The sequence below is a fragment of the Spongiibacter nanhainus genome, from assembly GCF_016132545.1.
Lineage (GTDB): Bacteria > Pseudomonadota > Gammaproteobacteria > Pseudomonadales > Spongiibacteraceae > Spongiibacter > Spongiibacter nanhainus.
The window spans coordinates 1,066,571-1,089,929 of record NZ_CP066167.1 but is presented as its reverse complement, the minus strand read 5'-3'; the positions used below and the strand labels follow the sequence as shown (position 1 = coordinate 1,089,929).

The 23,359-nt window shown below is 53.7% G+C and carries 19 protein-coding genes; 12 read left to right on the top strand and 7 right to left on the bottom strand.

Translation table 11 applies throughout. The features are described from left to right. Window positions 1-27 precede the first annotated feature (27 nt). Window positions 28-519, bottom strand: a complete 492-nt coding sequence (locus I6N98_RS04920; RefSeq protein ID WP_232787465.1) for a (R)-mandelonitrile lyase — start codon at window positions 517-519, stop codon at window positions 28-30. A 245-nt stretch (window positions 520-764) separates the two neighbouring features. Here I6N98_RS04920 and I6N98_RS04915 point away from each other — a divergent pair, with 245 nt between their 5' ends. Beyond that, entirely contained in the window at window positions 765-1,685 is a 921-nt protein-coding gene (locus I6N98_RS04915; protein ID WP_198570685.1) for an AraC family transcriptional regulator, read from the top strand. Window positions 1,686-1,729: 44 nt separating this feature from the next. On the opposite strand, the gene I6N98_RS04910 is transcribed toward I6N98_RS04915, so the two are convergent. Together I6N98_RS04910 and I6N98_RS04905 are read right to left on the bottom strand one after the other, a co-directional pair. Beyond that, window positions 1,730-2,080 (bottom strand): hypothetical protein, encoded by a 351-nt coding sequence (locus I6N98_RS04910; protein ID WP_198570684.1) that lies wholly within the window; start codon window positions 2,078-2,080, stop codon window positions 1,730-1,732. 41 nt (window positions 2,081-2,121) lie between these two features. Continuing rightward, window positions 2,122-2,775, bottom strand: a complete 654-nt coding sequence (locus tag I6N98_RS04905; RefSeq protein ID WP_198570683.1) for a TetR/AcrR family transcriptional regulator — start codon at window positions 2,773-2,775, stop codon at window positions 2,122-2,124. A gap of 201 nt (window positions 2,776-2,976) precedes the next feature. Here I6N98_RS04905 and I6N98_RS04900 point away from each other — a divergent pair, with 201 nt between their 5' ends. From I6N98_RS04900 to I6N98_RS04860, 9 genes are all read left to right on the top strand, one after another. Beyond that, the gene (locus tag I6N98_RS04900; protein ID WP_198570682.1) at window positions 2,977-5,298 is read left to right on the top strand and encodes a TonB-dependent receptor; all 2,322 of its coding nucleotides are present in this window, start codon (window positions 2,977-2,979) and stop codon (window positions 5,296-5,298) included. A gap of 24 nt (window positions 5,299-5,322) precedes the next feature. Continuing rightward, a complete protein-coding gene (locus I6N98_RS04895; RefSeq protein WP_198570681.1) occupies window positions 5,323-6,573 on the top strand; it encodes a cytochrome P450 in 1,251 nt (416 codons plus the stop codon). Window positions 6,574-6,586: 13 nt separating this feature from the next. After that, window positions 6,587-7,813 carry an acyl-CoA dehydrogenase family protein gene (locus tag I6N98_RS04890; protein WP_198570680.1) on the top strand — a complete coding sequence of 409 codons (1,227 nt, stop codon included), beginning with the start codon at window positions 6,587-6,589 and terminating at the stop codon, window positions 7,811-7,813. 3 nt (window positions 7,814-7,816) lie between these two features. Further along, complete coding sequence (locus tag I6N98_RS04885; protein ID WP_198570679.1) at window positions 7,817-8,836, top strand: phosphotransferase family protein; 1,020 nt, start codon at window positions 7,817-7,819, stop codon at window positions 8,834-8,836. 48 nt (window positions 8,837-8,884) lie between these two features. Beyond that, window positions 8,885-10,348, top strand: a complete 1,464-nt coding sequence (locus I6N98_RS04880) for an aldehyde dehydrogenase family protein (protein WP_198570678.1) — start codon at window positions 8,885-8,887, stop codon at window positions 10,346-10,348. A gap of 14 nt (window positions 10,349-10,362) precedes the next feature. Continuing rightward, window positions 10,363-11,460 carry an NAD(P)-dependent alcohol dehydrogenase gene (locus I6N98_RS04875; protein WP_198570677.1) on the top strand — a complete coding sequence of 366 codons (1,098 nt, stop codon included), beginning with the start codon at window positions 10,363-10,365 and terminating at the stop codon, window positions 11,458-11,460. Between the two features lie 56 nt (window positions 11,461-11,516). Beyond that, window positions 11,517-13,034, top strand: a complete 1,518-nt coding sequence (locus I6N98_RS04870; protein WP_198570676.1) for an AMP-binding protein — start codon at window positions 11,517-11,519, stop codon at window positions 13,032-13,034. Between the two features lie 407 nt (window positions 13,035-13,441). Then, window positions 13,442-13,837 carry a rhodanese-like domain-containing protein gene (locus I6N98_RS04865; protein WP_198570675.1) on the top strand — a complete coding sequence of 132 codons (396 nt, stop codon included), beginning with the start codon at window positions 13,442-13,444 and terminating at the stop codon, window positions 13,835-13,837. 326 nt (window positions 13,838-14,163) lie between these two features. Continuing rightward, window positions 14,164-15,309 (top strand): epoxide hydrolase family protein, encoded by a 1,146-nt coding sequence (locus tag I6N98_RS04860; RefSeq protein ID WP_198570674.1) that lies wholly within the window; start codon window positions 14,164-14,166, stop codon window positions 15,307-15,309. A gap of 91 nt (window positions 15,310-15,400) precedes the next feature. Here the strand turns inward: I6N98_RS04860 and I6N98_RS04855 are convergent, their stop codons facing one another. Further along, on the bottom strand, window positions 15,401-16,327 hold the full coding sequence (locus I6N98_RS04855) for an NAD-dependent epimerase/dehydratase family protein (RefSeq protein ID WP_198570673.1): 927 nt from the start codon (window positions 16,325-16,327) through the stop codon (window positions 15,401-15,403). Between the two features lie 305 nt (window positions 16,328-16,632). Between I6N98_RS04855 and I6N98_RS04850 the strand changes: the two genes are divergently transcribed. Beyond that, complete coding sequence (locus tag I6N98_RS04850) at window positions 16,633-18,525, top strand: putative nucleotidyltransferase substrate binding domain-containing protein (protein ID WP_198570672.1); 1,893 nt, start codon at window positions 16,633-16,635, stop codon at window positions 18,523-18,525. A gap of 4 nt (window positions 18,526-18,529) precedes the next feature. Beyond that, a complete protein-coding gene (locus tag I6N98_RS04845) occupies window positions 18,530-19,240 on the top strand; it encodes a 3'-5' exonuclease (protein ID WP_198570671.1) in 711 nt (236 codons plus the stop codon). Between the two features lie 13 nt (window positions 19,241-19,253). On the opposite strand, the gene I6N98_RS04840 is transcribed toward I6N98_RS04845, so the two are convergent. The 3 genes from I6N98_RS04840 to I6N98_RS04830 all read right to left on the bottom strand — a co-directional run bounded on the left by I6N98_RS04840 (window position 19,254) and on the right by I6N98_RS04830 (window position 23,142). Then, window positions 19,254-20,837 (bottom strand): BCCT family transporter, encoded by a 1,584-nt coding sequence (locus I6N98_RS04840; protein WP_198570670.1) that lies wholly within the window; start codon window positions 20,835-20,837, stop codon window positions 19,254-19,256. Between the two features lie 42 nt (window positions 20,838-20,879). Further along, the gene (locus I6N98_RS04835; protein ID WP_198570669.1) at window positions 20,880-21,986 is read right to left on the bottom strand and encodes a porin; all 1,107 of its coding nucleotides are present in this window, start codon (window positions 21,984-21,986) and stop codon (window positions 20,880-20,882) included. Between the two features lie 505 nt (window positions 21,987-22,491). After that, window positions 22,492-23,142, bottom strand: coding sequence for a TetR/AcrR family transcriptional regulator (locus tag I6N98_RS04830; RefSeq protein WP_198570668.1), 651 nt, complete (start codon window positions 23,140-23,142; stop codon window positions 22,492-22,494). Window positions 23,143-23,359: the final 217 nt, after the last annotated feature.

The window sequence follows — 23,359 nt, the reverse complement described above, 5'->3', positions numbered from 1 at the left end:
ATTCGGCTTGTCCGCATAGCATCGCAATCATTTCGAGTATTGCTGCTCTGAGACCGGCTCTAACCAAACCACGTTGGAGCCATCTTTTTTCTCCTGCACAGCGAAGTGGCTCATAGCAGTCTCACTCGTTGCTCCGTGCCAATGTTTTTTATCCGGGGGACACCACACCGTATCGCCGGCATGAATAGTGACTCTCTCTCCTCCCTCGACTTGGGTCCATCCTTTACCACTGGTAACGATAAGCAGCTGACCAAGGGGGTGCTTATGCCAGTTGGTTCGTGCCCCTGGCTCGAAGGTGACCAATGCTGAAGTCAGTCTCGATGGCGGCCTGGCATTCAAATGAATAGGGTCAATCCTGGCGTCGCCAGTAAACCAATTTTCCGGACCGGCGATGGAAGCCTGGGACCCATTTCGTGTAACAATCAGTTCATTGGTCGCAGGTTTACTGACTTCAGCACTGGCTAAGGACATCGAAGATGTCGCCAGTGCAATTCTCAACATCCGTAGTATTTTCTTCATCACTGTACCTCTAGTCGTTTTCCAGTCGCGAATACTCGGTATGACTTCATCGCCTAGGTGGCAATGTGGGCACACCTCGGGAGACAAGCGATGCGTCCATACCTGTGACTGCTATCTTCGGTGATGCACTCATAGCAACGATATACTGATACGCTATTTTTATTGCCTAATCCTATTGATCGCTTTACTAAAGCTGGAGAAAGCTTGACTGAGAACTTATAGTTTGACGGAGAGGTAAGACGACTATGACCGCGATTAGTAGTAGCTCAAGTACACTGGACTCGCTTCAGAACGCGATGGCAGAGACCATCATCGAGCGGGTCCACGAAACGCAAGATTGGATCACCCCTATTCCCGATCTGCTATTTTTCCGAAGGGATGAAGCCACCGAACCCTGCGCCTGCATGGTCGACCCCAGCATTGTGCTGGTGGTCCAAGGCAGCAAGAAAATGCTGGTTGGGGAAAACGACTATCTGTATGACTTGTCTAACTTTTTGGTTAACTCATTGAACCTGCCGGCAAAATCGCAGGTTGTCGACGCGGACCACAATCGCCCCTGCGTTGGCTTGGTGATCAAACTCGACCTGCGTATGCTCTCCGAACTTATTAGCCAGGGTGGCTTACCTCCTGCAAGGGAGGTGGATCGCAGTAAAAGTATCGGCCTTGGCACCATGACGCCGGCGATCTTGTCGCCCATCAAGCGACTGCTGGACCTATTGGATGAGCCGGGGGCCATACCAGTCCTGGCTCCCCTCATTCAGAGGGAAATACACTACCGACTACTACAGAGCGACCAAGCCCACCTGTTGCGGCAAATTGCCTCTGTGGACAGCCACAGCTACCGTATCGCCAAGGCCATCGAATGGCTGAAATCAAACTTTGGCAAGCCTCTGCGGGTGGAGGATCTGGCCGCCCAGGTGCAGATGAGCAACCCGACTTTCTACCATCACTTTCGGCAGCTCACCAACATGAGTCCACTGCAATACCAGAAGTGGCTGCGGCTAAACGAAGCGAATCGTCTAATGCTCAATGAGCACCTAGATGCGTCCAGTGCTGGATTTGAGGTCGGCTACGAAAGCGCCTCGCAGTTTAGTAGGGAATACAGCCGGCTGTTTGGCTCTCCGCCCAAACGGCATATTGAAAATCTTCGCAAACAGGCGAGCTAAAGCGTAAATAAGATTTTGAATGTCAGCTCGCCGCAGAAACCCAACTAGAGTGGCAGAACGCCTTGGCCAGTCACCAGGATAAATTCCAGGCCAGCTTGTGGATCGGAAAGGACAGAGTTAAGCACAGGAAGCTGGTCTTGCACAAAGGGCACACCGGTATTGGTCAGCAAGCCCACCAACGGCGCAGGGTCGGCGAGTAGCGAACCGCCCACCTCTGTTAGCGCCCCCAGAGCCAGACCGGGATCAGACGGAATCGGCAAAGACAAATGGGTGGGGAACGCCGCCATCAGGGCATCTGCCGTCAGCAAATCCCCCAACACCAGTGTCTGCGCCTGCGCCGAACCCGCGGCTATCGTTAAAGTAAGTGCTGATAGGGCCATTGTCACTTTATGCATTATCATATTCTCCATAATGATTGGCCCCACTCCCCGGGGCCTCAGGGTTGAACGTCTTTGCTGGCCAGCGACGACCAGGTTATGTGCGCCCACGCGTCGCAGGTGTTATCAAAGTTTTCCTTATCGAGCAGCTCCGGCTGCAAAGTGCTGACGTTATCAATTGCCAAGGTCAGCAAGGTCGCCACCACCGGTCCGGCGTGCGCATTACCTCGACCAGCCGCTTCCAGCTCCTGCGCGGCTTTGACACTGGCCGCGACCAAGCCGTCACGCATATCCCGGGATAACTTTGCCACCTCAGGGTTGGTTTGCGCGGTTTGATGTAGCGCCGCCAGCACCACGTAGTGCTCTCTGTAGGTGCTGAGAATCCCCCGGATAGTTTCTCGAATATCTTCAAACGTGGTATCCCCGGCACTGACAAACCACTGCCCAGCCGACTCGATAATTTCAATACGAACCTGCTCAAACAAATGGGTGACCAAGTCCGCCTTGTCCCGGTAGTTCAAGTAGAACGTCGCTCGGGAAATCCCCGCAGTTACCGAGAGGCGATCAATCGTGGTGGTGGAAAATTCCTCGCCGTTTTCCAGCAAGGTTTCCATCGCCAACAGCAGTTTCTTATCGACGCTAATTTTCTTACGGCGCTTTTCCCGCTCCTTAGCAATATTGGTAGCTGCGGATTTCGCTGCTGTTTTCGACATGATCGCTTCCTGGATTCGTGTGTTTAGGCCCTTTTCACAGGGGCACGCAGTATAACGAATCACCAACAGCCAGTCTAAACGACGTTTATATTTTAAGACAAGCTGTATTTTTGATTAGACACTATGTCTATTTTGGTCTACATTACGTCTCAAACAGACTATAAACGCACCAACTCGCAGTAAAAATAACAAGGTAACCCTATGAAAAATAAGCCGTTATTTACTCCCTTGCTATTGAGCACCCTGGTTTCAACGCTATCCTCATTACCTGCGCATGCCCAGAGCGGTGGCAAATCCCGCCTTCTAGAAGAGGTCGTCGTCACGGCGCAAAAGCGAACGGAAAATGCCCAGGATGTCCCCATCGCTATTCAGGCATTCAGTGGTGAATCGTTGGATGCCAGAGGCGTCGACGACCCTACAGACCTACAGCGTGTTACCCCAGGCCTTACGGTCACCCAGGCAGTGGGCTTTACCTTGATCTACCTGCGCGGTATTGGCACCGACGCGTTTTTGCTGGGCGACCCCTCGGTGGCTTACTACATCGACAATATCTACTTCCCTTTTTCTCAGGGTCTTGCCCAAGAATTTGGCGACGTGGAAAGGGTAGAAGTATTGAAGGGCCCACAAGGAACGCTGTTCGGTCGCAACGCTGTTGGCGGCGCTGTAAATGTTCATACCGCCAAGCCAACCTTTGACGATTTCTACGGAAAAGCTGAAATTGCGGCTGGTAATTTTGATAGCAAAAAATCGAAACTGTCTCTGAATGTGCCACTAACCGATTGGGCTGCCCTCGGAGTGTCTGGCTTTTACAACGAGCGAGACTTCTATCAGGGTGAATCCATCGACAACCCGCCCAGATCGCTGGACCCGATACTGACTCGAGCATTGCGAGTCAAGTTGCGGGTACAACCCAGCGACAGCCTCGATCTCACCTTTACCGGACTCAAGTACAAGTCCAACGGCGCAGGCACTTTGTTCCAATCCAACGCCGCCCCCAGCCTACTGGCTGAGCTAGCCGGAGTAGAGGCTCAGACGGGTTATGACTCTCGGGTTGATTCTGAAGTGGATCAATCTATCGACAACGAAGTGTACTACGCCGATATAAACTGGTACGGCACACTGTTTGATGTGCGCCTAATGGGCAGTGACCAGCTCATCGATACCAGCGCGGTATACGACTATGATGGCTCGCCCCAGCCTCTGGTTCACTTTGCCGGGCCACGGCTATTTGCCGATGTGCAGTCTGCGGAATTGCAGCTCTTGTCCAACGATGCCGCTCCGGCCTGGATGAAGTGGATTGTCGGCGGCTATTTCTTTCAGAGTGAGTCAGGCTACGACGGCGGTTTGCTGCAATCGGTCACCGCCGTGGATAATTTGAAAAACGGGCTGGACGGATTATTGACCAGCCTGCCGGATATTGTCGGCACGCCCCTGGGCGATACTATCGGCGGTCTGACCGGGCTACTGGATGGCCTGCCCTCCGGCAGCATCTATGCCTTCGGCCAGATCGGCACAGAGTCTATTGCATACTTCTCCCAGGCAACGGTGGATTTCACCGACTGGATGTCTTTGACACTTGGCGCGCGCTACCAGGAAGAAGAGCGCTACATTATTGAGGCCTACAATGCGGTCGCCAATGAGGACGGCAGCAGCACCCCCATCTTCCCGGTTGACCCTGACTCCAACCTCAAGAGCAATACCACTTACAGCTTTAGCCCAAAGGTCTCCCTGGAATTCCGTCCCGACCTTGCTGGCGAACCACTGATCTACGTGAGCTACCAGGAGGCCGTAAAAAGCGCCACCTACAATCCGCTCAAAGTTCTGCAGGAAGTGGACTTCGTTAAACCAGAAGAAACCAAGGCCTACGAAATCGGTATCAAGGGCAGCGCTTTTGACGGCCTGATCAACTACTCCGCGGCCGTATTCAAATACGAAATCGACAACCAACACGTTCAATTCGTCTCTCTGCTAAACGGCGGTGTGGTGACATTTGAGAATGCAGAAGAGGCCGAAGTCGAAGGTGCCGATTTCGATATCACAGCACAGCTGTTGCCATCAGTGATCGATGACTTGGTGGTAACCCTCGGTGGCGCCTATCTCAACGCCGAGTTCACTAAATTCACTGACGGTAGCGGGTTCGATGAAACCACTGGCGTTTTTTCCGCCGGCAATGATTTCTCTGGCAACGATATCTCTCGATCCCCGAAGGTGACCTTCACCGGTACGCTGTCCAAAACCTGGTTTTACGACAATGGTGAGTTCGAAATCGCAGGTGATTACTACTACAACAGTGGCTTTTTCTACACCGCACAAAACGTGAAATCGGCAGAGCAAGAGTCTTATGACCTCGTGGGCGCACGCATCAGCTATCTCTACACACCCTGGCAGCTGCGCGGCACGCTATTCGGCAATAACATTCTCGATGAGAAATACACTATCGGAGTACTACAGGCCGACTTCGGTACCAATATTTCACTTGGCTCTCCCGCGACTTACGGCGTCAAGCTGAAGTGGGAATTTTAAGAGACCTTGGAATTGGAGACGGTCATGACTACCAACACACAATCAACACACACGCCCCTCATGCTGGCAGAGCCCGATAATTTTTTGGAGGGCTTCCCCCACGAGGTGTTTTCAGAGCTGCGCGCCAACAACCCGGTCTGCTGGAGCGAGTGGTCGGGGGGCAGCGGCTTCTGGTCACTAACCACTTACGAAGATGTCGGATTTGCAGGGAGCAACCCCAAAATATTCTCGTCGGCCAGTGAAAACGGCGGCCACCGCATTTTCGAAGAGCAGCTGTCAGGCGTTGCCAGCACAGGGATCAACAACGATACACCAGTGGGCGCTCCGTTTATTTCCCGGGATGCACCGCTACAGACCGAGCAACGGGTGCCGGTAATGCGCTCGGTATCGAGCACGCGGCTCAAAGACATGTCTCAGCGGATCCGTCAGCGGGTGCAGCGCTTGCTGGATACCGCCATGGAATCCACTCACATCGAATGGGTAGAGCAGGTATCCGCTCCCATTCCCATCAAGACACTGGCCGAGCTAATGGATATGCCGGCGGATATGGAAGGCAAGCTCTACGAGTGGACTAATGCGCTGATCGGCGAAGACGATCCGGGCTTCCGCCAATCCCCCGAATACATGAATCAGGTCACCACGGAAATCGCCGAGTACTTCGTCGGCTTGCGCAATCAACGCATGGATAGTGATCGCAGTGACGTGGTCACCATGTTGAGCAAGGACCGAAGCGGTAAGGAAGTCCCCGTCGAGGATTTTATTGCCAACATTTTCCTGGTGTTGGTTGGCGGGAACGAAACCACCCGCAACTCAATATCCGGTGGCATGGTGGCCTTTGCCCAGCACCCGGAACAGTGGGAGCTGCTCAAGCAGCATCCGGAGCTGATCCCCAATGCCGTCAACGAAATCGTCCGCTGGGTGTCGCCGGTCATGCATATGCGTCGCACGCTAATGGAGGACTACACCCTCCACGGCGTCACCCTGCGCAAAGGCGACAAGGTACTACTGTGGTACCCCTGTGCAAATCGCGATGAATCGGTATGGAGTGACCCTCATCGCTTTGATATCAGCCGCGACATTATCAAGCATCGCGGGTTTGGCGCCGGTGCCCATATCTGCGTTGGCAGTCGTCTAGCAGAGCTACAGATCGGTATTTTCCTCGAGGAGCTGATCGCCCGCTGCGATCACTTCCAGATTGATGGCGAGGTTACCCGGATTCGTTCCAACTTTATTTGCGGTATCAAATCGCTGCCGCTCCGTCTCACCTGGAAGTAAGGGAGCCAACCCCATGCACAAAACACAGCACACTGTGGACGACCAAAAGGTGGCGACCACTCACCAGGCCCTAAAGGCCTTCATGGACGCTCACGTCTACCCCAATGAAACGCGCTACCTTGAGGAGGTCAAGGCGCTGCCGGACCGTCGCCAACCGGTCCCGTTGATGACCGAGTTGCGCAGCATGGCGAAAGAGCAAGGTCTTTGGAACCTGTTTTTCTCCAATCCGGAGCTGGGCAGCGGCTTCAGTAACACCCAGTATGCCCCACTGGCAGAGACCATGGGCCGAGTCATGTGGGCCTCCGAAGTGTTCAATTGCCATCCACCGGAGAGTGGCAACATGGAGCTACTCCACCACTATGCCACAGACGCCCAAAAACAACAGTGGCTCCAACCATTGGCAGAGGGCCGTATTCGCAGCGCGGTGGCGATGACCGAACCCCAGGTCGCCTCCAGCGATGCCACCAATGTAGAGACAGAAATCCGACGCGATGGGAACCACTACGTGATCAATGGTCGCAAGTGGTTCATCAGCGGCGCCATGCACAGTGATTGCCAGCTACTGATCGTGATGGGGAAAACCGACCCTCACAATGACAGCGTCCACCAACAGCAATCACAGATATTGGTCCCCACCGCGACGCCCGGGGTGGAAATTATCCGCCCATTGACGGTAATGGGCTATGACGATGCTCCTCTAGGGCGCGCGGAGCTGCGTTTCAACAATGTCCGGGTGCCGGCAGAGAATATTATTCTGGGCGAGGGTCGCGGTTTTGAAATTGCTCAAGGGCGCCTCGGCCCAGGTCGACTCCACCACTGTATGCGCCTTATTGGCTGCGCGCAGCGTGCCCTGGAAGAAATGGTACAGCGTGCAGAATCCCGAGTCGCCTTCGGCAAACCGCTGTCGCAACAGGGCAGCGTAAGGGAAGACATCGCCAATTCAGTATGTGATATCGAACAAGCCAGACAACTGACGCTGTTGGCGGCACAACGACTGGACGACCTCGGCGCCAAACACGCCCGGGATATCATCGCCATGATTAAAATTGTGGCACCGCAGATGGCGCAGCGGGTTCTGGATCGCGCCATCCAACTTCACGGCGCGGCTGGCCTAACTGAAGACCTGTTCCTGGCAGAAGCCTTCACCTATGCGCGCTGGTGCCGCATCGCCGACGGCCCCGACCAAGTCCACCTCGCATCGCTGGCCAAACAAACCTTGAAAAAATACGGTCAGGGTTAGCCCATGCGTGTAGATCATTTAGATACCCAGCGTCTGGGACAGTACCTCACCGATCAGAATATCCTTGAAGTGGGCGATATTAGAGCCGAGAAATTTCCCGGTGGACAGTCCAATCCTACCTTTTTGGTCACCATAGACGATAAGCACTACGTATTGCGGCGCAAGCCGCCAGGCCAACTACTGAAGTCCGCCCACGCCATAGACCGCGAGTATCGCGTTATGGCAGCGCTGGCAAAGGTCAACTTTGCCGTCCCCAACATGCTTCACTATTGCCGGGACGAAACCGCGATTGGCAGCGAGTTCTATCTGATGGAGCATGTTGAGGGACGGATTTTTTGGGCGCCTTCACTGCCGGAGTTGAGCACAGACCAGCGCGCCAACATTTTCGACGCCATGAATAAAACTCTGGCCGAATTACATTCTCTGGACATCAATGCGCTGGGGCTTGCGGACTACAGCCGCCGCGGCGAAGGCTATTTTGAGCGACAACTAGCGTTGTGGATCAAGCAGTATCGCGCAGCGGAAACCCGCCATATCGCTGAGATGGAATCCATCATCGGCTACCTCCAAGAAGCCTTGCCACCCTGTGACGGCAGAGTGGTGTTGAGCCACGGTGACTATCGCCTGGACAACATGATTTTCCACCCCAGCGACGAGCGCATTTTAGCCGTGATTGACTGGGAGCTGTCTGCGTTGGGCCACCCCCTGGCCGACCTAGCCTACCAATGTATGCAGTGGCGACTGCCTGGTGATTGCGAGCTGGCCGGGCTGGGTTCACTGGATCGCCGCGAGTTGGGCATTCCCAGCGAAGAAGAGTATATCGAGCGCTACTTTGCGCGCAGTGACGTCGCACGCCCATCCAATTGGTCCTTCTACCTGGTGTTCTCTTACTTCCGCTTGGCCGCGATTCTCCAGGGGGTGGTCAAACGCAGTATTGAGGGCAACTCCTCCAATACCCGGGCCGCTGCCTTTAACGCCATGATCGAACCCATCGCCAGAGACGCCTTGGCGCTATGCAACTGACTCGCGACATTTCACGTTTCGCAAAACAATAATATGAGGATAGCCACTATGACCTGGGACTCCTTGAGATTACCCGAGCTCTGTCACCGCATTAATGGCGCGCCCTGCCACAGCAGTGCAGAGTCGCGCGTGCCGCTGATTGACCCCTGCAGCACTGCCCGCTATGGCGACATTCCCGTTGCCAGTCAGGATACCGTAAACAAGGCCGTCGCCGCCGCCCAGTCGGCATTGAACAACCCGGACTGGTGCGATATCCCACCGCTGGCCAGAGAGTCGCTGATGCATAAGCTCGCCGACGCAATGGAGCAAGAGCTGACCTACCTGGCTTCATTGGAGGCACTGGATACCGGTCGCCCCATCAGCATCACCCAAAGCGTGGATATCCCCAGTGCTGTCGCGTGGTTGCGCACTTATGCCGGTTGGCCCAGCAAAATTTGCGGTAGTCAGCGCCCATTGGCCAGCCAGCCCAACCAGTTCCATGCCTATGTCAGAAAAGAACCGGTTGGTGTTGTCGCTGCGGTTACACCGTGGAATTTTCCACTGATTCTCAGCATGTGGAAAATCGCGCCGGCACTCGCCGCCGGGTGCACGGTGGTACTCAAACCGGCACCCGAAACACCGCTCAGCCTCCTCTACCTGGCCGACTTGGCCACACGTGTTGGATTCCCGCCCGGCGTGATCAATGTCATCACTGGTGATGGCGCCACCTCCGGCAAAGCGCTGGTGGAACATCCAGGTGTAGCGAAGGTAGCCTTTACCGGCTCCACGGCTACCGGCCAGCACATTCTGCAAGCCAGTGTGCCATCGCTAAAGAAAGTCACCCTGGAGCTGGGCGGAAAATCCCCCAACATCATCTTTGCCGATGCCGATCTCCCCACCGCTATCGCCCAGTCTGCGGCGTCCTGCTTTTTTAACAGTGGTCAGGTGTGTTACGCCGGCACTCGCTTGTATGTCCAACGCGACGTTTATGAGGAAGTCATAACCGGGCTGGCAGAACACGCCCGGCAGTCGCTACTGGGCCCGAGCTGGGATAGTGACAGTGCCATGGGCCCACTGATCAGCGAAGCCCAATACCAAAAAGTCAGCGCCATGGTGGAACGCGCCAAGGCCGCAGGTGTCGAGTCCGTTGCAGTGGAAACTTCGCTACCCGAGGGCGGTTACTATTTTCCTCCCACACTGTTTCGCGACGTCGACGGCCAAGTAGAAATTGCCCGGGAGGAAGTGTTCGGCCCAGTACTCTCCATCATGCCCTTTGACAGCGAAGAAGACGTGATCGCATTGGCCAACGACAGCGATTACGGGCTCGCCGCCCATGTCTGGACTCGAGACCTCGGAACCGCTCACCGCATGAGCGCCGCCCTGCAGGCCGGCACGGTATTTGTGAACTGTGTGTTGTTGGCCGACCCCGCCATGCCCTTTGGCGGTTACAAGAAGTCCGGGCTGGGCAGGGAGAATGGACCCGAGGCTCTGGATGCCTATCTGCAAACCAAATCTGTCGTTATGTCACTGTAAACCCGGAGCGTCACATGAGAATAAAAGCCGCCGTTGCCACACAAGCCCAACAGCCCTTTGTTATCGAAGACCTTAACATGGAGCCTCCCCGCCGCCACGAGGTTAGAGTCCGCGTACTGGGTGTAGGGATCTGCCACACCGATATCATTTCCAAAGACCAGCAAATCCCCGTGGAATTGCCGGCGGTGCTGGGGCATGAAGGCGCCGGTATTGTTGAGGCTGTGGGTGAGGATGTCACCAAAGTGAAGGTCGGTGACCAAGTGGTCATGAGTTACCTTTCCTGTGGCGAGTGCCCGAGCTGCAACGAACACGCCCCCAGTTACTGCCACCAGTTTGCTCCGCTTAACTTTCTCGGGCGCCGTCCCGACGGCAGTGCGGGCTTAAGTCGGCAAGACGCCCCGGTATCCGGTCGCTTCTTTGGACAATCCTCCTTCGCAAGCCACGCACTGGTAGATCAGCGCAACGTGGTCAAGGTGGATATCGACGCCCAGCGCTTACCTCTGGTTGGTGCTCTTGGCTGCGGTTTCCAGACTGGGGCCGGTACCATCATGAATGCACTCGACTGTCAGTCAGGTGATAACGTGGTGATTGTTGGCGGCGGCGCAGTGGGCATGTCCGCAGTAATCGCCGCCTCGATTCGCGGCTGCCACACGGTACTCATCGAGCCCAATAGCCAGCGGCGGGCACTGGCCGTCGAGCTGGGTGCGGCAGCAGCTCTGGCACCAGATATACCCAATCTCAAGGAGGCACTGAGCACGCACCTGTCCGGTGGCATAAGCAAGCTGTTTGACACCACCGGAATCGCACCCGCAATCGAGCAGTTTCTGCCGCTGCTGGCGCCCCGCGCCACAGTCGGCCTAGTGGCGGCGGCCGAGGCAGATAGCGCCATAAAACTGGATATCACCCACCTGGTACTCACAGGCATCACCGTGAAGGGGATACTGGAAGGGGATGCCGACCCCGATAGCTTTATCCCCGAGTTGATTGACCATATCAAAGCCGGGCGTTTTCCGGTGGAGAAGATCTGCAAGACCTTCCCTCTGGAGCAGATCAACAAGGCGATACACGAGCAAAAATCGGCAAAATTTGTAAAAGCGGTGCTGATTCCCTAAAGCCCGCTGCTCCCTAACATCACTCAGTATCAAAAAGATAACAGCGAGGAATTGTTGTGGCTCATATACAGGATCACGCACTAGCCCGTCCCAACGAGACCGCCTTGGTTTCGCCCAATGGCGAATTCTGGAACTGGCGCCAGTTGAATAATGCGTCTATTGCCTTGGCCAACCATCTTCATAACTGCAGCGTGGCCGGCGGAGACTACGTCTCCATCATGATGGAGAACCGCGCCGAATACCTAGTTGCCATGTGGGCCGCGCTTCGGCTGGGCGTTTACATCACACCAATCAACTGGCACCTAAAAGATGAAGAAGTCGCCCACATTGTCCAGGACTCGGGGGCGGTGCTTGTCCTCTGCTCATCGCAGCTCAGCGAGCTAGTCGGCCGCATTGGTATCAAGAGTATCAACGTCGATGAAGACGCATGCTCTAAGGTGATCAAACTCGCTCGGCAGAGCGATGCGCACCTACAAGCAAATTTCGAGCAAACCGAAGGGCAGATCATGTACTACTCTTCAGGCACCACCGGCAAACCCAAGGGCATCCGTCGCCCCATTATCGAACGCAGCTTTGGCACCGCACCGGCAATCGATGGTTTTATCAGCGCCCTTTACGGGATCGGCGCTGACACCATCTATTTATCGCCGGCTCCCCTGTATCACGCGGCGCCATTGAACTGGTGCCTGGCTATTTTGCGCGCCGGCGGCAGCCTCGTTGTACAAAGCAAGTTTGACCCAGAAAGCTTCCTTGCAACTATAGAAACGCACCAAGTAACCCACACCCAACTGGTGCCCACAATGTTTGTACGGCTGTTGGCCCTGCCCGAGACAATCCGTCAACGATACTCTCTAGCGTCACTGAAGGTCGCCGTCCACGCCGCTGCGCCCTGCTCACCCGAGGTTAAGCAGAAGATGCTGAACTGGTGGGGTAACATCATCTACGAGTACTACGGTGGCAGCGAAAGTAACGGCGTGACGGCATTGGGACCACAGGAATGGCGAGCCCACCCCGGATCTGTCGGCAAAGCGGTACTGGGTGAACTACATATCTGCGACGATGAGGGCAATGAGCTGGGAGCCAACCAAACCGGTACCGTCTATTTTTCAGGGTTACCGGATTTCGAATACTTTAACGATCCCGAGAAGACCCGCGATGCCTACATTAAACCAGGTTGGAGCACGCTAGGTGACATTGGCTACATCGATGCAGATGGCTTTCTGTACTTAACCGACCGCCGCGCTTTCACCATCGTCTCTGGCGGAGTCAATATCTATCCGCAAGAAATTGAGAACCTCCTTATTGCCCACGACGATGTCGCCGACGTCGCCGTGCTGGGCTTACCCAACGAGGAGTTCGGCGAAGAGGTAGTCGCCGTTATCGAACCCGCCAGCACGCCCAGCTCGGAATCCGACTTCTTCGATATGATCACCGATTATTGCAAGGCGAAACTGGCCAGCTTTAAGTGCCCTCGACGCATCATTCTCAGTGACGCCCTACCGCGAATGCCCAACGGCAAACTATTGAAGCGGGAGCTAAGGGCCACTCTCTTGGGCATAGAAAAGCACAGCTGATCAATGGAGGCGATATACGGATGACTATTATCTCGGACTTCGACTCGATGGCCGATATCGCTACCTTTTAGTGCCCAACCAGCCGTATGTACCCAACATTACTATGGCCAGGGATTTTTCTGAAATGGTGAAAGCTCTCAGACGGTGTCGTGATGCTCCATACAAACCAAAAAAATGACCGATTCAGAAGACTCTGCCCGACGGTAGACTATGGACATAGTTTCTACTTTAATTCTGGACTACGTAGGGCCGCAGATCGACAAAGGGAAAGACGAGTCTTCCTAGACAATAGTCTGATGGTTAAATGCTAGCTTCACGAAGTAAACTTCTGCCCATTGCACTGGGCAATTGCTGGATATAAACACCGTAGCCCCCTTCCAGTTCATACAGCTTGTGTAGGTCGAACTATGCCTCTTAAATTATCCTCAGCTCAATTGGTCGCAGACGCAAACAGCAAGATTCGCACCCTGACTATAGAGCAAGCTCGGCAACTCCTTGGCGATGAAAGTGTGCAGTTTGTAGACATCAGAGATATCCGCGAGCGACTACGCAGCGGTACGATTCCCGGCGCCTTCCACGCTCCCCGAGGCATGTTGGAATTCTGGATCGACCCAGGTAGCCCCTATTTCAAACCGGTATTTGGAGAGAAAAAGCTCTTCCACTTTTTCTGCCAATCGGCCTGGCGCTCAGCGTTGGCCACAGAAACGGTGCAACGAATGGGCCTGGAGCAAGTTGCTCATATTGAGGGCGGATTTAGCGCCTGGGAGGCCTCGGGAGGTGAAACGGAGGCTGTCGGTCAATAGCAGCACATGGCGAGTTATTTTGTCGACCTTTCCGTGCAGAAAATTTAGTCATTGTTGAATTAATTCGCGGCATACCTTTGGCACGAAGCACTCAACGGCGGCGCCTTAGCCAACGTATACAGCGTTATAGTACTGATGCGCCCGTACCTGAAGGACGCCCCCGCACCCATAGCCTCCCGCGATATGCCAGTGATGTCGGCATGCTGCATCATTTATTCTCACTCAGTTGAGCGTTACGGCACGCCAGAGACCCGTTGAGTCACCTTCTACTATCACGCTATGCTGTGGTGATACGCATCTATACCAATAATGACCAAGGACCCAGCATGACTGAAAACATTGAGTCTTTCCGAATCTCTATCCCCGACTCGGCAATCACCGACCTTCAGCAACGGCTGGCAATGGCTCGTTGGCCGGATGCAGCAACGGTCGATGACTGGTCCCAAGGCGTACCACTGAAGAGACTGCAATCGCTATGTGAGTACTGGCAGCACCAATACGACTGGCGCTTGTGTGAGGATAAAGTCAATAGATACCCGCAGTTCATCACCACCATCGATGGTTTGGATATCCATTTTCTACATATTCGCTCACGCCACGCCAACGCAAGGCCTATGGTGATGACCCACGGCTGGCCTGGGTCTATTCTCGAATTTATGGAGGTAATCGAGCCTCTTACAGATCCGACCCAATACGGCGGCGACGAACAGGATGCCTTTCATCTTGTGTTACCCAGCTTGCCGGGCTATGGCTTCTCTGGGAAGCCCAGCTCTAAAGGCTGGGGCGTAGAAAGGGTAGCCTCAGCCTGGGATACATTGATGCAGCGACTGGGGTATTCGAGTTACATCGCTCAGGGTGGTGACTGGGGATCGGCCGTGACGAATGCCATTGGCGGTCTCCAGTCCTCGGGTTGTCAGGCCATTCATATCAACATGGCAATAGCAGCACCCACTGAGGAGGACTTAGCCAACCTGGGCCCTAGGGAAACGTCAGCCTTGGAGGGCTTTCAGTTTTACAAAGAGTGGGATTCCGGCTACTCCAAGCAACAGAGCACTCGGCCACAGACACTGGGCTATGCATTGGCCGACTCACCAGTCGGCCAAGCCGCGTGGATTTACGAAAAGCTGTATTTCTGGACTGATAACACTGGCACCCCTGAAGATGCACTGGGGATCAATAAAGTTCTCGATGAAATCAGCTGGTACTGGTTAACCAATACCGCAGCGTCCTCAGCCCGCCTCTACTGGGAGAGCTTCAACAGTGCCTTCCAGGCACAATTCAACAGCGACACTCCTGTCGGCGTTTCAATTTTCCCCAAGGAGATCTTTCGGCCCACTGAGGCGTGGGTGAGGCGAAAATACCGCAATCTCATCTACTGGAACGAGACAGAAAAAGGCGGCCATTTCGCCGCCTTTGAGCAGCCGTCCATATTTGTAGATGAACTGCGCAAGTTTGCCAGAACTCTCGCCTAGCAATATCTTGGAACATCATTTCGCCTACGCCCGCGCTTTTCAACGGCGGCGTCGGCCGCACAGGGTGAGCAATCAGCGTGGCCCTTTGTTATTAGACCCTGAGCAATTCTGGCGACAACGCCGCTACCATTTCTTTAACCCCCTCTTTCCAATCCTTTTGCGTGGGGCCAATCAGACGATGCATTTGCGTAGTATCGATACTGAGACTGCCAAAGGCCGCGGGATTGTCGCGGAATATCGGCGTAAAGCCGCTTAACTCCGCGAGGTAATTGCACCATTCCTCAATACTTACTGCGGTAGAGCCACCAAAGTTAGTGGTGGTCACCTGTGGTGTCGCTGCCCCCAACAAATAGGGAATTTTTTCAATGTAATCACTGCTATGTAAGAGGTTGTAACTATTGGGGCGCTCAGGATGGACATCGATCTCCATACCCTCTTTCATCATTAGTAGATGGAAATAGGGCCAGCCACCGTTATTGCCATAGGGCACGCTGAGGCGTGCGATCGTCGTGGGAATATCAAACTGGTGAGCGGTAAATCGACAGACCGTTTCAGCGGCTATTTTGGAGATACTGTAGGTGGGGAACATCGAGCGGTGGTTGTCACCCAATGGATCGGACTCTTTGCGAGGTTCGCTGCCGGCATATTGGTACACCGCCGTCGATGAAAAGTGAAGGAATGCCTTCGCACTGCGGCATTGCAGCATTAGGTTGCCCACGCCCTCGGCATTAGCGGCCAGGTCATACTGGAAATCATCCGTTTTTACCACGGCAAAATTTAGCACATAGTCAAATTCATCCGGGCAGGCACGTAGGCTTTCGGCATCCGCCAGGTCAGCGGCCAGCGTCTTCACCCCCAAATTTTCAATATCACGACGCACTCGATCATCGGTAAATCTGGCCAGCGCAGTGACATCAGCCACCGCTGCCAGAGCATCAACGACCGGGCGAGCCACTTGACCGGTAGGCCCGGTAACCAGAATATTACTGCCCGCCAATTCCACCGGTTTTACCGCCATATATGCACCTATACAATTTATTGTTTTATGAGGCTATCGATTTAACCCTACAAGCGCCATGCTCGACATCACCCAGATGGGCTAAGCTGTAGAACAGCCCGCTAGCGCAGCAGCCCGGGAAGGAACTGTGGAATTCAATGCCAAGAGCAAATCAATGAAGTGGTTTACTCACCACTCTCCGCTGCCTTAATTTGGGTAGTGTTTTCTATCGCTGCTAGTATTACAGTGGACAAACCGTCATCTGCAATCGAGAAAGGCGATAATCCCAGCGACACCACAATGTCTAAGAACAAAGGATCGATACCGTGCACGCTGAACAACTTGAAGTTGCTGCCTTCCTGCAAAAGCATCCACCCTTTCAAGATCTACCCGAGGAAGCCATCAACGAAATGGCTCAACAGGTAGAAATAAGCTACTACCGGGAAGGTCGAGACATTCTTCATTTTCGGGAGAAGATTGACGACCTCTACGTTATACGTAGCGGTGCAGTAGAAACATTCCGGCGCTCCGGGGAGCTGTATAACCGGCTCGGTGAAGGCGGAATCTTCGGCCAGCTAGGGCTGATGATGAATCACCTAGTTCGCTTTCCTGTTCGAGCCCTGGAAGATACGCTGGTGTACTGCATACCCGCCAATTTGTTTCACGACTACTGCGAAAAATACGATAAATTCGCCGACTACTTTGAGGCTGAAGACAACGCGTTACTGCGTCAGGCAATCACCACCCATGCCGACAACAATGATCTTATTACTGCAAAAGTAAAGGAATTAATCAGTCGGGATCTGGTGACCTGCAGTATGCACGCGTCCATTCACGAGGCGGCGATGCAAATGACCGACAATGGCGTATCCTCACTTTTGATCACCGACCCCGATCAGCCCTTACCCAAAGTAAACGGCAACGAGCACAAAGTGGTGGGCATTATCACCGATCGGGATCTGCGTATTCGGGCACTGGCAAATGCCGTGAGCATCGACACACCAGTAAGCGAAGTGATGACCACCGACCTGATCACCCTGGATGACAATGCCTATGTTTTCGAAGCGATACTGGCAATGTTACGCCACAACGTCCACCATCTACCTATACTCCACCGCCAGCGCTGCACCGGTGTACTGGCTCTGTCTGACGTGGTGCGGCATGAGTCACAAAGCAGCATATTATTAGTAAGAGGCATCCTGAGTCAGCAAAGCGTATCGGAGCTGACCCACTACGCCGCCCAACTTCCCGCGGTCTTTGTCAGGATGGTCAATGAGGATGCCAACTCCCATATGATCGGTAGCGCCATGTCGGTCATCGGACGAAGCTTCAAGCAGCGCCTGCTAACCTTGGCGGAAGAAAAACTCGGTCCGCCTCCGGTGCCCTACTGTTTCCTGGCGCTGGGCTCTATGGCTCGGGACGAGCAGCTCATTGTGACCGATCAGGATAACGGCATCATCCTCGACAACAGCTTTGAGGCAGATCGGCACGGCGCCTATTTTGAAGAACTCGCCAAATTCGTCAGCGACGGTCTGGCGGCCTGCGGCTACACTTATTGTACGGGTAACATCATGGCGACTAATCCCGACTGTCGACGTACTCTGGACGAATGGAAGCTGCAATTCGGCCACTGGATCGAGAACCCTGTCCCTCAAGCTCTCCTCAATAGCAGTATTTTCTTTGACCTCGATGGCGTCTGGGGCGAGGCAAAACTGGCTGAACAATTACGGGAATTTATTGCCACAAAGGCCCCGGCCAACCGCAGCTTTTTGGCCAGCATGGCCCGCAACGCACTCAACCGTACGCCGCCTCTCGGTTTCTTTAAGGGCTTTGTTCTGGAGCAGGATGGCGAGCACAAGAACTCGATCAACCTAAAAAGACGCGGCACAGCGCCGCTCACAGACGTTATTCGAGTACACGCCCTTGCGGTTGGCTCTATGGCTCAAAACTCTTTTGAGCGTATGGAAGATGTCATTAGCGCAAAGATACTGCCACCGGGAAAAGGCCAGGACATCTGCGATGCACTCGAGTATATCTCTATGGTGCGGGTGCGCCACCAGGCTTTGGCCATTCAAGCCGGAGAAAAGCCGGGAAACAATATTCAACCCGACAAGCTTTCCAGTTTTGAACGCCGCAACCTAAAAGAAGCCTTCCAGGTTTTAGACAGTGCGCAAAACTTCATCAAATTCCGCTACAAAGCCAACCCGCGGATGCGATAAAGCCATGGCAGCGAACAGAGCAAGCACCGTCGATTGGCCCGCGCAGTTCAAGCGGCTGCAGGAGAGTAGCCAGAATGCCCATTTAAAAAATTTCTATCAGGCTGGCGTAGTCGAGCCCCAAACTCCCATTAACGACGTCCCTATGGTGGCGCTGGACTTTGAAACAACCGGGCTGAATAGCGAGCGGGATGAAATCGTCAGTATCGGTCTAATTCCCTTCGATACACAGCGAATTTACTGCCGGCAGGCCAAGCACTGGATTGTTAATCCCGCCCGATCGCTAACAGACAACTCAGTGGTTATTCATCAAATCACTCACTCAGATATCGACCAAGCCCCCGACCTGAAAAGCATATTGGATGCTGTACTCGATGCCCTGGCAGGTAAAATCGTGGTGGTGCATTATCGAGCGATTGAAAGGGAGTTTTTGACAAAAGCGCTGCTGCGACGCATTAAAGAAGGGATTCAATTTCCAGTCATAGACACAATGGCAATAGAGCAAAGCGTGCTGGAACAACGACGGGGCCTTTTAGGCAAACTGTTACATCAGCCGCTGGGGTCAGTCAGGCTGCCGGACTGCCGGCAGCGCTACAATCTCCCCGTTTACCAATTGCACCATGCAATGATCGACGCCCTGGCAACTGCCGAGCTGCTGCAAGCGCAATTGGCCCACCACTATCCGCCAGCGGTGACCGTTGGCGAACTGTGGTGCTAGTTCGCCACTACGCTTAGCTTTTATAGTCGTGTGGCTCAGTACGGAAGCCCATTATCAGACTCACACACATCAGCAATAATACAATGGTAAAGGGCAAGCCGGTTGAGATAGCCCCTGCCTGCATGGCTTCAATCGCCTCGGTGCCGCCAATCCACAGCAGCGCAATGGCGATCAAACCCTCGATGCTGGCCCAGAAGACCCGCTGGGGAACAGGTGCATCAATTTTTCCGCCAGCGGTAATGCTATCTATAACCAGCGACCCAGAATCCGATGAGGTGATAAAAAATACCAGCACCAGCAAAACAGCAGTCACTGACAGCAGTTTGCTCATGGGCAGGGCATCAAACATCTGGAACATCGCCAAAGGCACTTCAGTCAACCCTTCCTTGCCAAGGGTACCAATACCTTGTACGACCTGATCAATCGCAATGCCACCGTATACCGACATCCATAGTACGGTTACCAGGGTTGGTACAATCAAAACGGCAATCAAAAATTCCCGTACTGTTCGGCCAGCGGATACGCGTGCGATAAACATGCCGACAAAAGGTGACCACGAGATCCACCACGCCCAGTAGAACACCGTCCAGCCTTGCAGCCAGGCCTCATCCTCACGCCCGTAAGGGTTACTGAGGGGGACGATATTTTCTACATACGCCCCTACCGTCGTGGGAATATTGCCCATAGAAATGGCAAAGCCCACCAACATTACAAAGGCCAATAGGACAAAGGCGATCAGCATATTGACGTTACTCAGTAACTTTACACCGCCCTCAAGTCCGCGAACCACAGATACAATCGCCAGCCCTGTCACACCGGCTATCACCAAAATCTGCAGGCCCATGCTACTGTCCATATTAAATACGTGGCCGATACCTGCAGAGGCCTGCTGCGCCCCCAAGCCCAACGAGGTCGCCAGACCAAACAAGGTAGCCAGCACCGCGAGAATATCGATAATGTGGCCCGCCCAACCCCAGGTACGGTCACCCAATATGGGGTAGAAAATGGAGCGTATCGACAGAGGTAAGCCTTTGTTATAGGCAAAAAATGCGAGGGAGAGAGCAACAACACCGTAGATCGCCCAGGGGTGTAAGCCCCAATGATACATCGTAGCGCCCATAGCCATACTTGCAGCTTCTGGTGTATTAGGTTCCACACCCAGCGGTGTTTCATACCAGCCGGTGAAGTACGCGACCGGCTCGGCCACGCCCCAAAACATCAGCCCGATACCCATACCCGCAGCAAACAGCATCGCCAACCAGGAGAGCCGGGAATGCTCAGGCACTGCTGTAGGGCCACCCAAACGGATTTTACCGAAGGGCGAAACAATAAGAGCCAAGCAGAACAAGACAAATATATTGCCCGCCCACATAAACAAGGTATCAAAGGTTGATATGATGCCCCATTTGAGCCCGTCGAGCGTCGACTTTGCCGTTGCTGGATCAGTGACCAACGTTGCAACAAGGAACAACACAATCAGGCCTGCGCTAATACCAAAAACGGGGTTGTGGATATCAAAGCCCCATTTCTGAATATTATCCTGTCCTACTGCGTAGTCCGTGTTCTCGATACTGTACTTGTCGTAATCAGAAGACATAATTAACCTTTATTACGCGAGTGAAGAGTGCGCGAGTGACGACTAGAAATAGAAATCAAAGGAGATATACATTGCGCGAAAATCTCCTTCACCGACATCACCAAAGCTGTCGATAAAGCCATCTTGCCAGAGGTATTCCAGATACAGCCAGCCCGGTCCATACTGGTAACTAACACCCGGAGCAAAAGCCTTCACTGTGCCGGCACTGTTGCCGTCAGTGTCTGAACTGGCGGTTGTCGCCTCCAGGTAGTACAGCCACTTGTTCATTTTGTAGTCCAAGTGAATAGCGTGACGCTGATTTTCGATTTCACCGTCGGGACACAGCGTCGCGGCTACACAGGTAGCGAGATCGCTAAAGTCGCGCTGCACATCGATATAGCGATACTTAAAGTTAAAATTACCCTGCGTGTAGTAATAGTGCAGATCCGCCGCTTGATGGTCTCCATCGTCTCTGGCTTTGCCGTTTGCCGTAAAAGCCGCGAGATCTTCCAACTTGCCGGCCTGTAGGGATGCACCGATGGTATGGCCATCTGCGACTTCCATATCGGCATTGAGCACAAGAGTCTCGCCTTTACGGTAGGTTTCTGCACCATTTGCAGAGCTTCCCCAGTGGCCGTTGTCGTCTACAGTGTCAGTACTGGTTTTACCCCAGTCGTCCTGTGTGTAATAGGCAACATCGTAACTAAAATTTGAGGCAGAACCGCTCAGCTTTAGGCCAACATCCATTTGGTCGCCGTAGCCACCTTGCAGCATATCCCCGGGCCAAAAGTTACTGGTTTTCCAACCAAAGGGAACCTGGCTCTTACCGACTTTAACTTGATTATTTTCGTCGAGTTGGTAGCTGATCCAGGCTTTATGCAGCGTGAAATTATCGCCACTATTATTGGTTTCCGCGTTGGAAAATGAGCCGGTACCTATACGCATCTCTGCGCTAAAACCCCAGGGCCCGTGACTACCGTCATCACTGCCGTAAATAATTAGCGCGGGATCGGCAAACTCGCCGTCACCGTCGCCTTCGGAGGCATTTTGATACACCCACCATACGCCGGCACTCAGCTCCGCCCCCGCCAGGCTGATGCCCGGTAAACAGAGCGCTACGCACCCCAGGAAAAGGCGGTATTTCAGCCTGCCACCTATACCAAGTCTCATACTCTCCCCCTTGCAAAACGATTAACTGAGACGATCCACTTATTATTTATTTACTGTACTGATTAACAGCACTAACGGTTGACCGCATACCGAACTGCGTCGCAGGCTACCGCCTCGAACACCTTGTGATGACCGCGCTGCAAACGCAGGCGGCGATATAAAGAGACTTGCCCTACAGCACCAAACGATTGCCGGTGCCTACAAGTTGAAATTCATACTAGTCAATAAACTGGGTTGTATCAAATAATCAGTGCTAAAAAATGCTTTTATTCATACTTTAAAATTATACAAGCGCGACGCTGCCTGTTCTCGACTGTGCCGACAACGTCGAAATAGATTGCTTTAGCACTGACCTAGTATTCGAGCATCCACACGTATGGTGCACCGAGCCAGCTCAGAACAGAATGACTTTAGATATGACAATACAGCGTCAATGGATGCACCAAGTTGTTGTTATTGATATCGAACGATCGGAACATACCGTGACTTGCTGATTAGTGGCAAATTACTGACTAGCCGGAGAGGGACTGGCTTTGGAGAGGATCTGCACCAGGCTATCCACGTGCTGCTCCCGGTAAGCCAAGGAGCTGGGGTCGATGCCGAGCACTCGTTCGGTGATGGGCGCCACATTAACCAAATAGATCAGTGCGCCAGAAAGTATATGTAACAGATCCATCGCATTCACCTCTGGCAGCAGACCGTGATGCTGCCCAAGCTCGATCATGGCCTTCCCTTCGATAAAGTCGGTACCGATAAACTCTTGAATTAGCCAGTCCAGTCTCGGCCCCGGCGTGGAGGACTCCTGAAACATAATTTTCACCCACTCGGGGTGCTCAAAGGTAAATTGCAAAATAGTGCGGCAAAGGTCGCGAATCATAGTCTCGCGATCTTCAGGGTCACGACGCTGTAGCGACATATCTTCCACGTAGCGCGGCAAGGCGGTATTTCGCTGCAGCCAAACATAAGACACCGCAGCCTTCCACAAGACCTCTTTATTTTCAAAGTGGTATTGAACAAAGGTTTTTTGCTCTCCCGATTTTTTAGCCACCATCGAGAACGACGTGCCATCAAAGCCCTGCTGACCGAAGAGGCTTGCCGCCGCTGCCAACACCTTTTCGCGCCGCTTATTTGTCTTCAGACCCGGAACCTTATCCACCCTAACTCCTCTTTTAGCTCCACTGCCGACACCGACCTAGCCTGTGCCCCAACGCTGGTAATTGCGACACAGAGCTTGACATTATGCCACATCCTATACGATCGTATAGTTTTTCCGTGGCAGCCGAAACCGCCAGGCAACCGCCATATCGACACGGCAGCTAGGGCGTGGGCCCGTCCCACCTATAACAGCAATAAATACAGCGACGAGATCAAGG

Bases quoted from the DNA above. Each gene is read 5' to 3' on its own strand.
- I6N98_RS04920 (WP_232787465.1), bottom strand. From the start codon at position 519: ATGAAGAAAATACTACGGATGTTGAGAATTGCACTGGCGACATCTTCG.
- I6N98_RS04915 (WP_198570685.1), top strand. From the start codon at position 765: ATGACCGCGATTAGTAGTAGCTCAAGTACACTGGACTCGCTTCAGAAC.
- I6N98_RS04910 (WP_198570684.1), bottom strand. From the start codon at position 2,080: ATGCATAAAGTGACAATGGCCCTATCAGCACTTACTTTAACGATAGCC.
- I6N98_RS04905 (WP_198570683.1), bottom strand. From the start codon at position 2,775: ATGTCGAAAACAGCAGCGAAATCCGCAGCTACCAATATTGCTAAGGAG.
- I6N98_RS04900 (WP_198570682.1), top strand. From the start codon at position 2,977: ATGAAAAATAAGCCGTTATTTACTCCCTTGCTATTGAGCACCCTGGTT.
- I6N98_RS04895 (WP_198570681.1), top strand. From the start codon at position 5,323: ATGACTACCAACACACAATCAACACACACGCCCCTCATGCTGGCAGAG.
- I6N98_RS04890 (WP_198570680.1), top strand. From the start codon at position 6,587: ATGCACAAAACACAGCACACTGTGGACGACCAAAAGGTGGCGACCACT.
- I6N98_RS04885 (WP_198570679.1), top strand. From the start codon at position 7,817: ATGCGTGTAGATCATTTAGATACCCAGCGTCTGGGACAGTACCTCACC.
- I6N98_RS04880 (WP_198570678.1), top strand. From the start codon at position 8,885: ATGACCTGGGACTCCTTGAGATTACCCGAGCTCTGTCACCGCATTAAT.
- I6N98_RS04875 (WP_198570677.1), top strand. From the start codon at position 10,363: ATGAGAATAAAAGCCGCCGTTGCCACACAAGCCCAACAGCCCTTTGTT.
- I6N98_RS04865 (WP_198570675.1), top strand. From the start codon at position 13,442: ATGCCTCTTAAATTATCCTCAGCTCAATTGGTCGCAGACGCAAACAGC.
- I6N98_RS04860 (WP_198570674.1), top strand. From the start codon at position 14,164: ATGACTGAAAACATTGAGTCTTTCCGAATCTCTATCCCCGACTCGGCA.
- I6N98_RS04855 (WP_198570673.1), bottom strand. From the start codon at position 16,327: ATGGCGGTAAAACCGGTGGAATTGGCGGGCAGTAATATTCTGGTTACC.
- I6N98_RS04845 (WP_198570671.1), top strand. From the start codon at position 18,530: ATGGCAGCGAACAGAGCAAGCACCGTCGATTGGCCCGCGCAGTTCAAG.
- I6N98_RS04840 (WP_198570670.1), bottom strand. From the start codon at position 20,837: ATGTCTTCTGATTACGACAAGTACAGTATCGAGAACACGGACTACGCA.
- I6N98_RS04835 (WP_198570669.1), bottom strand. From the start codon at position 21,986: ATGAGACTTGGTATAGGTGGCAGGCTGAAATACCGCCTTTTCCTGGGG.